This is a genomic window from Streptomyces sp. ADI95-16 (assembly GCF_003721495.1).
GTDB classification, from domain to species: Bacteria; Actinomycetota; Actinomycetes; order Streptomycetales; family Streptomycetaceae; genus Streptomyces; species Streptomyces goshikiensis.
Map to the genome: position 1 here is coordinate 7,001,052 of NZ_CP033581.1, position 14,703 is coordinate 7,015,754.

12 protein-coding genes are annotated in these 14,703 nt (G+C 73.1%); 6 read left to right on the plus strand and 6 right to left on the minus strand.

The window, feature by feature from the left end:
* Positions 1-116: 116 nt before the first annotated feature.
* On the minus strand, positions 117-650 hold the full coding sequence (locus tag EES41_RS31045) for a sigma-70 family RNA polymerase sigma factor (RefSeq protein ID WP_073772823.1): 534 nt from the start codon (positions 648-650) through the stop codon (positions 117-119).
* Positions 651-930: 280 nt separating this feature from the next.
* Between EES41_RS31045 and EES41_RS31050 the strand changes: the two genes are divergently transcribed.
* Positions 931-2,190, plus strand: a complete 1,260-nt coding sequence (locus EES41_RS31050) for a CapA family protein (protein ID WP_123081285.1) — start codon at positions 931-933, stop codon at positions 2,188-2,190.
* Positions 2,191-2,323: 133 nt separating this feature from the next.
* Here EES41_RS31050 and EES41_RS31055 read toward each other — a convergent pair whose 3' ends face one another.
* Positions 2,324-2,785, minus strand: coding sequence for a universal stress protein (locus EES41_RS31055; RefSeq protein WP_123081286.1), 462 nt, complete (start codon positions 2,783-2,785; stop codon positions 2,324-2,326).
* 60 nt (positions 2,786-2,845) lie between these two features.
* Here EES41_RS31055 and lysX point away from each other — a divergent pair, with 60 nt between their 5' ends.
* Both lysX and EES41_RS31065 read left to right on the plus strand, forming a co-directional pair.
* Complete coding sequence (lysX, locus tag EES41_RS31060) at positions 2,846-6,148, plus strand: bifunctional lysylphosphatidylglycerol synthetase/lysine--tRNA ligase LysX (protein WP_123081287.1); 3,303 nt, start codon at positions 2,846-2,848, stop codon at positions 6,146-6,148.
* A 70-nt stretch (positions 6,149-6,218) separates the two neighbouring features.
* Complete coding sequence (locus EES41_RS31065; protein ID WP_123081288.1) at positions 6,219-7,166, plus strand: polysaccharide deacetylase family protein; 948 nt, start codon at positions 6,219-6,221, stop codon at positions 7,164-7,166.
* 34 nt (positions 7,167-7,200) lie between these two features.
* Here EES41_RS31065 and EES41_RS31070 read toward each other — a convergent pair whose 3' ends face one another.
* The gene (locus tag EES41_RS31070; RefSeq protein WP_123081289.1) at positions 7,201-7,866 is read right to left on the minus strand and encodes a class F sortase; all 666 of its coding nucleotides are present in this window, start codon (positions 7,864-7,866) and stop codon (positions 7,201-7,203) included.
* A gap of 352 nt (positions 7,867-8,218) precedes the next feature.
* Here EES41_RS31070 and EES41_RS31075 point away from each other — a divergent pair, with 352 nt between their 5' ends.
* Positions 8,219-8,752 carry a hypothetical protein gene (locus EES41_RS31075; protein ID WP_123081290.1) on the plus strand — a complete coding sequence of 178 codons (534 nt, stop codon included), beginning with the start codon at positions 8,219-8,221 and terminating at the stop codon, positions 8,750-8,752.
* A gap of 167 nt (positions 8,753-8,919) precedes the next feature.
* Here the strand turns inward: EES41_RS31075 and EES41_RS31080 are convergent, their stop codons facing one another.
* From EES41_RS31080 to EES41_RS43895, 3 genes are all read right to left on the minus strand, one after another.
* Positions 8,920-9,570 carry a hypothetical protein gene (locus EES41_RS31080; RefSeq protein ID WP_123081291.1) on the minus strand — a complete coding sequence of 217 codons (651 nt, stop codon included), beginning with the start codon at positions 9,568-9,570 and terminating at the stop codon, positions 8,920-8,922.
* Between the two features lie 193 nt (positions 9,571-9,763).
* Entirely contained in the window at positions 9,764-10,534 is a 771-nt protein-coding gene (locus EES41_RS31085; RefSeq protein ID WP_123081292.1) for a DUF4239 domain-containing protein, read from the minus strand.
* 61 nt (positions 10,535-10,595) lie between these two features.
* The gene (locus tag EES41_RS43895; RefSeq protein WP_256382841.1) at positions 10,596-10,721 is read right to left on the minus strand and encodes a hypothetical protein; all 126 of its coding nucleotides are present in this window, start codon (positions 10,719-10,721) and stop codon (positions 10,596-10,598) included.
* Between the two features lie 917 nt (positions 10,722-11,638).
* Between EES41_RS43895 and EES41_RS31095 the strand changes: the two genes are divergently transcribed.
* The gene (locus EES41_RS31095; RefSeq protein WP_123082800.1) at positions 11,639-12,484 is read left to right on the plus strand and encodes an SAM-dependent methyltransferase; all 846 of its coding nucleotides are present in this window, start codon (positions 11,639-11,641) and stop codon (positions 12,482-12,484) included.
* The gene (locus EES41_RS31100) at positions 12,481-14,667 is read left to right on the plus strand and encodes a bifunctional diguanylate cyclase/phosphodiesterase (RefSeq protein ID WP_123081293.1); all 2,187 of its coding nucleotides are present in this window, start codon (positions 12,481-12,483) and stop codon (positions 14,665-14,667) included. The genes EES41_RS31095 and EES41_RS31100 overlap by 4 nt, the downstream gene beginning before the upstream one ends.
* Positions 14,668-14,703 lie beyond the last annotated feature (36 nt).

A 14,703-nucleotide genomic window follows, 5' to 3' on the forward strand; every position in this document is an offset into this window, starting at 1 on the left:
CGGTCTGGTGCCGGATTTCATGCGCCAAGCGTCCGTTCCGTGCCCATTCGGGGCGTTCGCTGAGTGTTTCACGGTGGCGCCCCGGGGGAAACGAGTCTCCCGTCCCGTCCTGTCCCTCAGGCGCCGAGCCCGTACCCCTGGAGGCCCTTCTTCAGGGCGCGCAGGGCGTAGTAGGTCCGGGACTTGACGGTTCCGGCCGGGATCCCGAGTTCGGCGGCCGCCTCGGCCACCGAGCGGTCCCGGAAGTACACCTGCATCAGCACCTCGCGGTGCTCCTGCCCCAGGCTCCCCACCGCCCGCCGGACGTCGATCGCCGTGACCGAGCCGGCCACCGCGTCGTCGGGGGCGGGGGCCTGCTCCAGGCCCTCCGGGTCGACCTCCTGCGGCCGCGACAGCCGGGCCCGGCGGGCGTCGATCGCGAGCCGTCGCGCCACGGTGAACAGCCAGGGCCGCATGGACTCGTGACCGCTCGCCAGCACCTCCGGGTGCTGCCAGACGCGTACGAACGTCTCCTGTACGAGGTCCTCGGCGCGCTGGGCGTCCCCCGCGGTGAGGCCGAGCAGGAAACCGAACAGGGCCCGGCCGTGCTCGCGCTGGAGATCGGCCAGCGCCTCGGGGTCGGTGCGCTGGAGGGTGGGGGAGAGCGGCACGAGGGGCTCCTTCCGAGGTCCGGTCTGGTCCGACGCCCTCACCCTCACCTGCGCGGCGCCACCCGGGAACCGTCGTGCCGCGCCGGTGCGCCGAGCGTCCGGGGTCGTCCGGTGGGCGGGCGCGCGGGGCGGTGAACGGTCGAACGGCACGGCGAACGGCAGCGCCGCCATCGGGGTGGGGCCGGACAGCGGGGCGGCGCGGCTCCTTGACGCGCAACGCCTCCTTCTGTCAATTCATGAATTCAGATGATCCGATAGTCGTACTAATAGGGATGGCGCCATGACCCAGCGCACCCAGCGCACCCGGCGGGCCCTCGGGATCCTGTCGGCCGTTCTCCTGCCGGCGGTCGCGGTCGCCGGCTGCTCCGCCGCGGACGGACCGGGGAAGTCCGCACCCGCACGCCTCGGGCGGTCGTCCACCCCGGCCCCGTCCAGCGCCGCCGGGCCCACCGCGGCCCCCGCCGCGTCCGCCGGGGCCACCGCGTCCGCCGGGTCCGGCAAGGGCTTCACCCTGGTCGCGAGCGGAGACGTACTGCCCCACACCTCCGTCATCAGCCAGGGCGCGGCCGACGCGGGCGGCGACGGCTACGACTTCAGGCCGATGTTCTCCGGGGTCAAACCGGTGGTCTCCGCCGCCGACCTGGCCCTCTGCCACATGGAGACCGTCTACGGGGAGGAAGACGGCCCGTTCAGCGGCTACCCGGCGTTCACCTCGCCGCCGCAGATCGCCGACGGGCTGAAGGACGCCGGATACGACGGCTGCTCCACCGCCTCCAACCACACGCTGGACGACGGGGCCGAGGGGATCAAACGCACCCTCGACGCCTTCGACAAGGCCGGCCTGGGACACGCGGGTTCGGCCCGCAGCGCCGCCGAGGCGGCCAAGCCCACGGTGTACACGGCGGGTTCCGCGAAGGTCGCGCACCTCGCGTACACCTTCGACACCAACGGCTACCCGATGCCCGAGGGCCGGCCGTGGGCGGTCAACCTGATGCGGGAGGAGAAGATCGTCGCCGACGCCCGGGCCGCCCGGAAGGCGGGTGCGGACGTGGTCCTGGTGAGCCTGCACTGGGGTACCGAATGGCAGACCGAGCCGGACGAGAAACAGCTCTCGCTCGGCAAGGCGCTGACCGCCTCGCGGACCGGCGGCCGCCCCGACATCGATCTGATCCTGGGCACGCACGCGCACATCCCGCAGGCCTACGAGAAGGTCAACGGGACCTGGATCATCTACGGCATGGGCGACCAGGTCGCGGGCCAGATGTTCAACCACTCGGGAGCGGAGGACCCGCGCGGCGGCTACGGATCCATCGGCCGCTTCACCTTCGCCCCGCCGGCGGCCGCCGGCGAGCGCTGGCGGGTCACCAAGGCGGAGTACATCCCGCAGTGGATGGACCGCGGCGCGGGCCGGGTGGTCAACCTCTCCGAGGGCCTCGAACGGCACCCCGACCGCGAGGACTACGAGAGCGCGAGCGAGGCCATCAGCGAAGCCGTCCTCAGCCGCGGCGCCGCCAAGGACGGCCTGACCCAGGGCACCTGACCCACCGGCCGTCGGCCCGCCGCGACGGGCGGCGCGGGCCGTCGGCCCCGTTCCGCCCGTCGCGGGGATCCCGCCGGGCCGGCCGGGCCGCCGGGGCCGGCAGACCGCGCCGTCCCGTCCGGCCATTGGCCCCCTACGGCACCACCGTGACGGGCCAGCGGCCCGCCTTGACCAGGCGGACCGCCACCGAGCCCACGATCCGGTGCCCCGCCTGCTCGGAGGCGCCCACCACCACCGCGTCCGCCGTCAACTCCTGCGCCGCGCTCACCAGCCCCGCGTACGGATCGCCGCGGAAGGTGTGGAACTCCCAGCGGACGTCGAAGATGCCCTTGAGCCGCTCCGCCGCCTCGCGGATCCCGGTCACGATCTCCTCCGCGACCTCCCCGGTGGCCTCCGCCACCGGCGCGCCCAGCGAGGCGCCGGCCGTCATCACCGGCTGGACGTACACCAGCGCCAGCAGCGCGTTCTGCCTCCGGGCCAGCCCCGCCGCGTACGCCACCGCCCGCAGCGAGGACTCCGACCCGTCGACCCCGGCGAGGATCACCTTCGGGCCGTCCGTACCGCGTTCGAACCCCGTGTTCACATGCTCCGTCACACCCGCGAGGCTATCCGGCTCGACGCGCGGACCGACGCCGCCCTCCCTACAGTGCGAACCATGAGTGTGACCGTGGAGCAGACGCGCGGAACCAGGAACCGCTTCCTGAAGCGGGTTCCCGACGCGTTCGGCGCGTTCTTCGCGGCGCTCGGCGTCCTCTGCGTCCTGCTGTCGGTCTCGCCGGCCCTGCGAAGGCTGCTGCGCCACATCGTCCGCTTCCTGGACCTGTACATCGTCCCGGTCAGCGCGAACCTCGCGTACGCCGTCTTCCTCTTCCTGCTCGCCGCCGCCCTCGCCGCCTGCAAGAAGGTCGCCTGGTGGATCGTCGTCACCTATCTGGCCCTGCTGATCCTGGTCGACGTACTGATCATCGCCGACGAGGACTACTGGATCGGCTTCCCGTCCATGGCCATCTCGGTCGCGGCCCTCGGCATCCTGATCGCCGCCCGCGCCGAGTTCTACGCCGCCTCCCGCCCCGGCGCCCTCTGGCGGGCCCTGCTCGTCCTGGGCCTCGGCCTGCTCGCCGCGGTGCTCCTCGGCTGGGGCCTGGTCGCACTGTTCCCCGGCACCCTGCCCAAGGGGCAGTGGCTGGACTGGGCCGCCAAGGAGGTCTTCGGCGGTCTCTTCTCGGACCGCGAGTTCGACGGCCGCCCGCCCCGCCCGCTGTCCTTCCTGTGCGGCCTCTTCGGCGCCCTCGCCCTGCTGAACGCGGCCGCCACCCTCTTCCGGTCCCAGCGGCTGACCGCCGCCCTGCACGGGGACGAGGAACCCCGCATCCGCGCCCTGCTCGGCGCCTACGGACGCCACGACTCCCTCGGCTACTTCGCGACCCGCCGCGACAAGGCCGTCATCTTCGCCCCCAACGGCAAGGCCGGCGTCACCTACCGCGTCGAGGCCGGAGTCTGCCTGGCCAGCGGCGACCCCGTCGGTGACCCGGCGGCCTGGACCCCCGCCGTCGACGCCTGGCTGGCCGTCGCCCGCCGCTACGGCTGGCAGCCCGCCGTCATGGGCGCATCCGAGGAGGGGGCCACCGCGTACGCCCGCTCGGGGCTCAGCGCCCTCCAGCTCGGCGACGAGGCGATCCTGCACGTGGCCCACTTCGACCTCGACGGCCGCGACATGCGCGTCACCCGCCAGGCGGTCAACCGGGTCAAGCGGGCCGGCGCCACCACCCTCATCAGACGCCACTCCGCCCTCACCGACGAGGAGATGCGGCACATCGTCGACCGGGCCGACACCTGGCGCGACACCGAGACCGAACGCGGCTTCTCCATGGCCCTGGACCGGCTCGGCGACCCCGCCGACGGGGACTGCCTGCTGGTGGAGGCCTTCGACGACGAGGGTACGCTGATCGCCCTGCTCTCCTTCGTCCCCTGGGGCAAGGACGGCATCTCCCTCGACCTGATGCGCCGCGACCGCGCCGCCCCCAACGGGATCATGGAGTTCATGGTCGCCCAGCTCTGCGCCGCCGCCCCCGGCCTCGGCGTACGGCGGATCTCCCTCAACTTCGCCGTGTTCCGCTCCGCCTTCGAGGAGGGCGGCCGGATCGGCGCCGGCCCCGTACTGAAGCTGTGGCGCCGGCTGCTGCTGTTCTTCTCCCGCTGGTGGCAGCTGGAGGCCCTGTACCGCTCGAACGTCAAGTACGGCCCCGAGTGGTACCCGCGCTTCCTCTGCTACCAGGACGCCGGCTCGCTCGCCCGCGTCAGCCTCGCCTCCGGCATCGCCGAGGGCTTCGTCTCCGTACCCAGCATGCGCAAGCTGTGGGGCAAGGGCCACGCCAAGGGGCTCACCGCGCCCGTCACCACCGAGGGGCTGCCCTCCATCGACTCCCTCGGGCTGGACCTCGTAGCCGACGAGGCCGGGGGCGCGCCCGCCGAGAGGCTGCCCGAGCAGGTCCGGGTCCGGCACGACAAGCTGGAGCGGATCCGCGCCGCCGGCACCGACCCGTATCCCGTCGGCATCCCGCAGCGGACCCACACCGTCGCCCAGCTCAAAGCCGCCCACCCCGGGCACCCGCCCGGCACCCGGACCGGCGAGGAGGTCACCCTCGCCGGGCGCGTGATGGTCGTACGGGACCTCGGCGGCGTCGTCTTCGCCGTGCTGCGCGACTGGTCCGGCGACACGCAGCTGATGCTCACCCGCGAGGAGGCGGGCGCCGACGTCCTTGACTCCTTCACCTCCCAGGTCGACTTCGGCGACCACGTCCTCGCGCGCGGCGAGGTCGGCGCCAGCAGGAGCGGCGAGCTGTCCCTCGTCGTCCGCTCCTGGCAGCTCACCGGCAAGTGCCTGCGCCCGCTCCCCGACAAGCGCAAGGGGCTCGCCGACCCGGAGGCGCGGGTCCGGCGCCGCTACCTCGACCTGGTCGCGAGCCCCGAGGCGCGCGACGTCGTACGGGCCCGCTCGGCGGCCGTGCAGGCGCTGCGCCAGGGGCTGCTGGACCGCGGCTACCTGGAGGTCGAGACCCCGATGCTCCAGCAGATTCACGGCGGGGCCAACGCCCGGCCGTTCCGCACCCACATCAACGCCTACGACCTCGACCTGTACCTGCGCATCGCCCCCGAGCTGTACCTGAAGCGGCTGTGCGTCGGCGGGATGGAGAAGGTCTTCGAGATGGGCCGCACCTTCCGCAACGAGGGCGTCTCCTACAAGCACAACCCCGAGTTCACGATGCTGGAGGCGTACCAGGCCTTCGCCGACTACGACGTGATGCTCGACCTGACGCGCGAGCTGATCCAGGGCGCCGCCACCGCCGCCTACGGCTCGCCCATCGCCCACAAGGCCGGCCCGGACGGCAAGCTCGTCGTGCACGACATCTCCGGGACCTGGCCGGTCAAGACGATGTACGGGGCGATCGGCGAGGCCCTCGGCGAGGAGGTCGACGCCGACACCGCCGAACCCGTGCTGCGCCGGCTCTGCGACCGGGCCGGCGTGCCGCACGGGCGCGAGGACACCCGCGGTGACGTGGTGCTGGAGATGTACGAGCGGCTGGTCGAGGAGAGGACCAAGCTGCCCACCTTCTACAAGGACTTCCCCACCGACGTGTCCCCGCTGACCCGGCAGCACCGCAGGGACCCGCGGCTCGCCGAGCGCTGGGACCTGGTGGCCTTCGGGACCGAACTGGGCACGGCCTACTCGGAGCTGACCGACCCCGTCGAACAGCGGCGCCGGCTCACCGCGCAGTCGCTGCTGGCGGCGGGCGGCGACCCGGAGGCGATGGAGCTCGACAACGACTTCCTGGACGCGCTGGAGTACGCCATGCCGCCGACCGGCGGCCTGGGCATCGGTGTGGACCGGCTGGTCATGTTCCTCACCGGTCTGACGATCCGCGAGACGCTTCCGTTCCCCCTGGTGCGGCGCGGCTGATCGGGTGAGGGGCACAAGGAGCGTCCGCGCCTCCCGACATCCGCGGGGATGTCGTTGATACGTAGTAATAATGAAAAACGACGAACCGACAGTAGGGCGGCGCGTGCTCCTGCGCACCGCCGTCTTCCTCGGAGTCGCCGCCGCCTCGGGACTGCTCTCCGGGGGCGAGACCGGCGCGCCCGGACCGAGCGCGGCCGGGGGCGGCCTCCCGGGTGCCCCGGGCACCCCGGGTGCCCCAGGTGGCGCGGCCGGAGCGGGAGCCGGGGCCGCCGGGCCGGGCGGGGGAGCGGCGGGAGCCGGCGGAGCGCCCGCGATGAGCCTCCAGGGTCCGCCCCCCACGGCGTACCGGCTCCAGCCCATGACCTCCGAGGCGCCGGCCCGGCAGGCCGCGGCGAAACCCGCCGTCCGCACCCGGCCCATCCTGGAACTGCCCGCCGGCACCACCCCGGCCCACGCGATGACGCTCACCTTCGACGACGGCCCCGACCCCCGCTACACCCCCGCCATCCTCGACACCCTCGCCCGCTACGGGGTGCGCGCCATGTTCTTCGTCTGCGGGGAGATGGCCACCGAACACCGCGACCTGCTGCGCCGGATGGTCGCTGAGGGCCATGTCATCGGCAACCACACCTGGACCCACCCGCACATCCCGGGGCTCAGCCGGCCCGCCCTCGCCTCCGAGATCGGCCGCACGAGCGACGTCGTACACGAGGCCGTCGGAGAGGCGCCCGTCTGGTTCCGCGCGCCGTACGGGGAGTGGAACAGGGCCACGTTCGAGATCGGGGCCGAGCTGGGCATGGAGCCGCTCGCCTGGACCGTGGACACCCTGGACTGGAAGGAACCCGGCACCTCCGCCATCGTCTCCCGGGCCCTCAAGGGGGCCGCGCCCGGCGTGATCGTCCTGTCCCACGACGCGGGCGGCGACCGGTCACAGACCGTCCAGGCCCTCGGCACGTACCTGCCCCAACTCATCGGGCGGGGCTACCGGATGACCCTGCCGACCCTGCCGCCCCGCTGAGGAAACGCTCCCCGGCGGGGCGGCGGCGCCGTCCTCAGCGGGTCGCCACCATCCGGGCGAAGACCACCACGTTGCCGTCGTAGCCCTTCGCCTTCGAATAGCCGCCGCCACACGTGATCACCCGGAGTTCGGCGTGCCCGGTGTCCCCGTACACCCGGGCTCCGGGGAAGGACTCCTTCGAGAAGACCTCCACCCCGTACACCTCGAACACCGCGGTGCGCCCGTCGTACCGCTCCACCTCGATGTGGTTGCCCTTGCGGACCGACCCGAGGCCGTAGAAGACCGCCGGGCCCTGCGCGTTGTCCACGTGGCCCACGAGCACCGCCGAACCGCGCTGCCCCGGCGAAATGCCGTTGAGGTACCAGCCCGCCAGGTTCGGGTCCTGCGGCGGCGGGGCGTCGATCCAGCCCTGCGCGTCCAGCCCGACCGTCATCACCGGCGCGTCCACCTTGATCGCCGGGATCCGCACGCGCTGCACCGACGAGTGCTCCAGCACCTCCATGTCCTGCGGCGGCTCGGGCGGCTTCACCGGCAGCTGATCGGAGCTCACCGCGACCGCCGCGGCCGCGGCGGGCTGCGGCGGACCGTCCTGCGCCATCGCCCCGTTGCGCATCATGGCGAGGCCGCTGAGCATGACCAGCGCGAGCACACCCCAGGGGGCGCGTCTTCTCGGTGGCTGCTCGCTCTCGTCCTCGGTCATGGCTCTCCCTTCCCGACGCGGGGGTCCCGACCCGCGTTCCAGTCCCACCCCTGTACGCCCTTCCTCCCGCACGTTAAGCGCGCGCGGTGGGTCCGGCGATCGGTGAGGGGCGAACGGGTGGTGCGCCCGGTTGGGGTGCGCCCATCCAGGTATTCGTCACATAAATGCCTGACGGGTCGTGACCTGCGGATCCGTCAGCAAACGCGAACGCGCTTCGGCGTGTCGCTCAACCGGGCGGCCCAAAGCCGGACATGCGCCGGTTGCACCGCGCCCTGAGGGTTCGACGTGGGAGGCGTTCTCGTCGATCATCCCGGGCGACCGCTCCGGGGCGCTTCCCGTTGGAGGTTCCACCATGCGTGTTCTCCGCGCCCTCACCGTGGCCGCGGCGACCTGCGTCGCCCTCGGCCTCAGTACTACGCTCGCCGTCGCGGACGCGGCGGGTGGCCCGCCACCGGGCAACGGCCGCGGCGGCAACGGCTCCGGCAACGGGCCCAGCAACGTCACGGTCAACCCGTACTCCGTGCACCAGGGCGCCACGATGCAGGTCAGCGCGGCCGGCTGCGGCCACGGCGGCACGGTCTGGTCGCACGGCAACTTTCCGCAGACGAACCTGTCCGCCGGCTCCATCGGGTTCGCGACCGTGCGGATCTTCAACCACGCCTCGCCGGGCAACCACACGCTGTCGGTCAAGTGCCACGACAACAGCCTGGTCGCCACCCACCGCTTCACGATCCTGCGGGGCAACGGCGCCCAGGGCGGCATCGGCGGATCCATCGGCCCGTCCGCCGCCGAGACCGCCATCGGTGCGGGCCTCGTCGGTACGGCGGCCCTGGGCGCGGGCATCCACGTGATGCGCCGTCGCCGCCCGGCCGGTGCCACGGGCTGACCGGCCGACCTCCCCGGGCAGCCCCGAAACCGCCGGTCGCCCCGAGTCCTGGCCAGGACTCGGGGCGACCGGCGATTGAGCGGCGGTGCGTACGCGGGGACGGGCGCGGAAGGGGAGCCCGCGCGGCCCCGGGGTGCGCACGGGAAGCGGGAGCGTGCCGGCCGCGCTCAATGGCTGCGGGCGGTTCCGCGCCGCCGGACCACGTACGCCGTACCGGCGGCCGCGGCGAGGAAGAACGCGGCGCCCGCGCCGAGTTCCAGGGGATCCATGCCGGCCACGCTGCCGCCGAGTCCGCCGCGCACCCCCAGGGCGCCGCTGCCGGATGGCGCGGGAGCGGAGGGCGCGGGCGCCGAGGCCGCGGGGACGGAGGGCGCCGGGACGGAGCCGCGCGGGACCGGGGCCGTGGAGTTGCGCGAGACGCCGGCCGTGGAGCTGGTGGTCGGCCGGGTGGTGCCGCCGGCGATGGTGACATCGGCCGAGCCGGTCTCGCCGTTGCAGGTGAAGGAGACGGAGTACACGGCTCCGCGCCGGGCGTCCCGGTCCACGGTCACCCGCGCCGTCTGGCCGCGCGCGATGCTCACGGTGTCGAAGATCCCGGAGGAGGCCGTCGCGTAGGCGGCGTTGCAGCCGCTCACGGAGAGGACCGCCTGACCGCCGGGGGCCACTGTCGACGGGGTGACGGTGAAGCCGAACGAGGCGACGGCGGGCTGGGCCTCGGCCGCCGTCGCGGAGGGCATGCCGAGAGCGCCGAGCGCGAGAGCGGCGCCCGTGGCGCCGGCGCTCAGCAGGGCTGTGGCGGAGCTGCGTATCGCACCCATGGTTGATTCTCCGGATCCCCGAGGAGCAGCCGCGGAACGTTTTCCGCACGTGGGAGGTCGTGCGCCTCGATGTCCGCCACGCTAGGTGCGGGCCCGGTCACCCGCGATCAGTAACGGGCGAATGGGGCATGGCCGTAGGCCGAACCGGGGACGGGAGGCCCGCCCCCGGTTTGCCGGGCCGCCGGGACCCGGCTCAGTCGCCGAGGCCGAGGTGCGGGAATTGGCTGAGGAAGGGCTCGGCGGTCGCCGAGAAGCCCCGGCCGAACGGGGCGTCGAAGTCCCAGATGAGGAACAGCAGGAACGCGATCAGGGCACTGAACAGGCCCGCCAGCAGCAGCTCGCGGAACGAGCGCCGGATCTGCAGGGTGAAGATCAGGCCGACCGTCACCAGCGCCCCCGCGATCAGCCCGAACCAGACCACCCCCGGCATCGTCGCCCCCGCGCCCGCGCCACGGGCGCTACGGGCGTCGTCCACCGCGGCGACCTGGTCCACGAGGGGCTGGTAGGCCTGCCCCTCGTGGTCGGTCTGCGGGTCGTAGTCCGTCACGTCCCGTCGGATGCGTTCCAGCAGTTCCCCGCCTTGGTCGGTGAGAGTGCCGCTCTCCGCCATCTCCGCCCACTCGGTGCGCACCACGTACGTCACGTACGCGTCGACGTCGGCGCGGATCTTCTTGCGCACCTCGACCGGATAGACCTCGGAACGGACACTGACCTCGTGCAGGGCCTGCGCCTCCTGGCGCACGTACTCCTGGGCGGCGCCGCGGCCCTCCCAGACGCCCGCGATCGCCAGGCCCAGCACGATCGCGTAGATCACCCCGATCATCATCGTCATGTACTCGATGACGTCCGGGGTTTCGTTCGGATCGTCGTTGTCGCCGATCCGCCGGTGGTTGAAGAAGGCGATGGACAGCACCACGGCGCACGCGGCTGCCATCGCGATGGAAAGGACGAGCCATTCCGACAAGATGACTCCAAATCGGTCGGACGGGCGCTGACCGCCGCGGGGCAGGGCGGCGGTGGCGCGGCTAGCGCGGGCGCAGCGCGACGATCGCGAGCACCGCGGGGGCCGAGGTCAGCAGGGTGAAGGTGACGGGCGAGATGTGGTGCTCGACCGGCTTGCGGGCCGGCGCGTGGTACGTCGGGCGCGCCACCGGCTTGGGCGGTGGCGGCGGGGTCACCACCGGGGCGGGGGGTGGCGGTGGTGCCGGTGGTGGTGGCGGTGCCGGGGCCCGCTGGACGCGGAGCGGGGCCGGCTTCGGTGCGGGCGGTGCGGGCGGCGTGGGCCGGGGCTTGGGCGGCGGCGCCGGAGGCGGCGCGGGCTCGGGCGGCGGTGGCGTCGGCTTGGGGGGCGGCGTCGGTTTCGGCGGGGTCGGCTTCGGGGTGGGCGTGGGCGTGGGCTTCGGCGGCGTGGGCGTGGGCGTCGGTGTCGGCTTCGGTGGGCACGGCGGGGGAGGCGGCGGCGGGCAGTGGGGGTGGCCGTGGCCATGCCCGCTGCCGTGGGCATGGCCGTTCCCGTGGGCGTTTCCATGACCGTTTCCATGACTGCCGCCGTGATGTCCGCCACCCCGGAAGGCTCCGCCCCCGCCATCGGCGACGGCCGCGAGCACCCTGGCGACGGTCGCTTCGTCGCCGGTGTCGATCGTCGCGTAGGCACGGCTGTCAGCCACGGCCGGTGTGGTGGCGAGCGCCGCCCACAGCAGGACCGGGACCGCCAGCAGGCGCCGGGCACAGGCTCTGTTCACCCGGGGAGCATGGGCCCGCGCGCGCCCGCGCACGCTCGGCCCCGCCTCGGTTCGCCTGAACGGGCGGAGTTGGGACCCTATGGGTTTGAGCCAGTCTTCGATGGGGTTCGGTCACGAGTCGATCAATCCGCAAAAGGGATGTGTCGGATTCGCTCATAGGTGGTGCGGAGTGCCTCGCCCGCCTTTGATGTGTGACCAAGAACGGATCGCCAATTTCCGCTTTGGCTCGCTCCGTTGGTCAATGATCAGTACATTCGGCTCGGACAGGAGTCCGACACGAGTCCGACACGTCCGGACCACGGAATCACTACGGCTTGGAGACCCCGATGGAGCGCCCCGCCTGGGCCCCGCCAGGCATCGACATATCGGTGCCGAGCGTGTCCCGCATCTACGATTACTACCTGGGCGGCTCGCACAATTTCGAGGTCGACCGCCAGGCCGCCCGACGCGCCATGGAATTCATGCCGGGACTCCCCAAGATCATGCAGGCGAACCGGGCATTCATGCGCCGCGCCGTCCGCTACGCCGTCGGCCAGGGCGTCACCCAGTTCCTCGACATCGGCTCCGGCATCCCCACCTTCGGCAATGTCCACGAGATCGCCCGGGCCGCAAGCCCCGGGGCGCGCGTGGTCTACGTCGACCACGACCCGGTCGCCGTCGCGCACAGCCGCGCCGTCCTGGCCGGGGACGACCACGCCGACATCGTCGCCGCCGACCTGCGCAAGCCCCAGGAGATCCTGGCCGCCCCCGAGGTCGGCCGGCTCCTGGACCTCGGCCGCCCCGTCGCGCTCCTGCTCGTCGCCGTCCTGCACTTCCTGGAGGACGCGGACGACCCCTACGCCGCCGTCGCCGGACTGCGTGACGCGCTCGCCCCGGGAAGCCTGCTGGTCCTCACCCACGCCTCGTACGAGGGGATCCCGCTCACCGAGGAGGTCGCGGCCGGCACCGTCGGCGTCTACCGCGACATCCGCAACCCGCTCGTCATGCGCAGCGGAGCGGAGATCACCCGGTTCTTCGACGGCTTCGAGCTGGTCGAGCCCGGCGTCGTGGCGATGCCGAACTGGCGGCCCGACGGCGCGGCCGGCGCCGCGGACGGCGACCCGGCGGACGGCGAGGCGGCGGAAGACCCGTACGCCTTCTCCGGCTTCGGTGCTGTGGGGCGCAAGGCGTGAGACTCTCGGCCGCGGTGCCTGCCGGCACGCCGACACCCGACCCGGACTGCGCGCTGGAGGACCGGATCGGGCGGTTCGCCACCATCTGGGGGCGCGCCATCTTCCCCGTCACGGCGACCTCGCTGACCCGGCCCGAGTTCGAGCGCCACCTGGTGCCGCTCACCCGGACCCTCGTCGACGCCCTCCACGCCCGGCCCTTCGACGCCGCCGTCGCCCAGCGCGTCGGCGCCGACCTCGTCGCCGTGCACTGCACCGACCCCGAGGCGCTCGCGGGCACCCTCGGCGTGGTCGAGTCGTACCTGGTGCTCTACTGCGGGCCCGACGGCTCCGACGCCGAGGGCACCGAGGAGTACCGCTCCCGCTGCGCCCGCCTCCAGCACGGCATCGCGGCGGGATTCGCCCGGGCCCTGCGCGAGCGCACCCTGGGCGAGCAGGAGGCGATCGCCCGCTCCGCGCAGACCGCGCGCACCGATGCCCAGCAGGCCCTGCACGCCAGCGAGGCCCGCTTCCGCGCCGTCTTCGAGGGCGCCGCCATCGGCATCGGCATCGCCGACCTGGACGGCAACGTCCTGGAGGTCAACGACACCCTGCTGCAGATGTTCGGCGGCCTCGGCGGACACGTCCGCAGCCGCAACGTCAGCGAGTGGGGACACCCCGACGACACCCCGCACGTCTGGCAGATGTACGCCGAACTCGTACGCGGCGAGCGCGAGCACTACCGCGTGGAGAAGCCGTACTACCGGCACGACGGCACCGTGCTCTGGACCAACCTGACGGTCTCGCTGCTGCGCGACGCCGAGGGCCGGCCGCAGTACCAGCTGGCCCTGATGGAGGACACCACCGAGCGCCGGCTGCTGAACCTCCGGCTGCGCTACGAGGCCACCCACGACGCGCTGACCGGACTGCCCAACCGGACGCTGTTCTTCGAACGCCTGGAGAAGGCCCTGGGCGGCGCCGGCGGAAACCACTTCGGCCTGTGCTACCTGGACCTCGACGGCTTCAAGGCGGTCAACGACAGCCTCGGCCACTCGGCGGGAGACCGGCTGCTCGTCGAGGTCGCGGACCGGCTGCAGAGCTGCGCGACCGGCCCCGGCGAGGTCGTCGCCCGGCTCGGCGGTGACGAGTTCGTGGCGCTCACCACCGGCTCCGACACCGACGAGAAGGCGACCGAACTCGCCGTCCGCATCCTGTCGGCGCTCTCCACCCCGATCCGGCTGGACGGCCGGGAGCTGACGGTCCGGGGCAGCATTGGCATCGTCGAGGGCCCGGCCGGCGAGCGGACCCCGGCGGAGGTGCTGCGCAGCGCCGACATCACCATGTACCGCGCCAAGGCGGCAGGCGGCAACCGCTTCGAGTTCGCCGACGCGGAAGCCGACGCCCGGGCCATCACCCGGCACGGCCTGACCAACGCCCTGCCCGCAGCGCTGGAACGCGGCGAGTTCTTCATCGAGTACCAGCCGCTGGTGCACCTGCACGACGGCAGCGTGCACGGCGCGGAGGCCCTCGTCCGCTGGTCCCACCCGCAGTACGGGGTGCTCGGCCCGGACCGCTTCATTCCCCTCGCCGAACGGACCGGGCTGATCGTGCCGCTCGGCCGCTGGGTCCTGGAGGAGGCCGTCCGCCAGGCCCGCAACTGGCAGCGCCAGCACGGCGGCTCCGCCCTGCGGGTCAACGTCAACCTCTCGCCGACACAGCTGCACCACCCCGGCCTGGTCGCCGACACCGTCGCCGTCCTGGAGAACTCGGGCCTGGCCCCCGGCGCACTGTGCCTGGAGGTCACCGAGTCGGCCCTGATAGGCGCCGACGACGAACTCCTGGAACCGCTGCGCCGGCTCGCCGCCCTCGGGGTGGACATCGCGCTCGACGACTTCGGCACCGGCTACTCGAACCTGGCGAACCTGCGGCGCCTGCCCGTCAGCGTCCTGAAGCTGGACCGCTCCTTCACCCAGGGGATGCAGCAGCAGCCGGCCGACCCCGTCGACGTCAAGATCGTGGAGGGCATCGTCGCCCTGGCCCACAGCCTCGAACTCGCCGTCACGGTCGAGGGCGTGGAAACCGGCGCCCAGGCGGCCCAACTCCGCGAGCTGGGCTGCGACACCGCCCAGGGCTGGTACTACGCCCGCCCAGGCGCCCCGGACCGAATCCACACCCTCTCCCTCTCAGACGCCGTCCCCACCTCCTAACCCGCCGCCCCTGACCAGGGCCGCCCCCCCCGGGAC

Bases quoted from the DNA above. Each gene is read 5' to 3' on its own strand.
- EES41_RS31070 (WP_123081289.1), bottom strand. From the start codon at position 7,866: ATGACCGAGGACGAGAGCGAGCAGCCACCGAGAAGACGCGCCCCCTGG.
- EES41_RS31050 (WP_123081285.1), top strand. From the start codon at position 931: ATGACCCAGCGCACCCAGCGCACCCGGCGGGCCCTCGGGATCCTGTCG.
- EES41_RS31080 (WP_123081291.1), bottom strand. From the start codon at position 9,570: ATGGGTGCGATACGCAGCTCCGCCACAGCCCTGCTGAGCGCCGGCGCC.
- EES41_RS31065 (WP_123081288.1), top strand. From the start codon at position 6,219: ATGAAAAACGACGAACCGACAGTAGGGCGGCGCGTGCTCCTGCGCACC.
- lysX (WP_123081287.1), top strand. From the start codon at position 2,846: ATGAGTGTGACCGTGGAGCAGACGCGCGGAACCAGGAACCGCTTCCTG.
- EES41_RS31095 (WP_123082800.1), top strand. From the start codon at position 11,639: ATGGAGCGCCCCGCCTGGGCCCCGCCAGGCATCGACATATCGGTGCCG.
- EES41_RS31075 (WP_123081290.1), top strand. From the start codon at position 8,219: ATGCGTGTTCTCCGCGCCCTCACCGTGGCCGCGGCGACCTGCGTCGCC.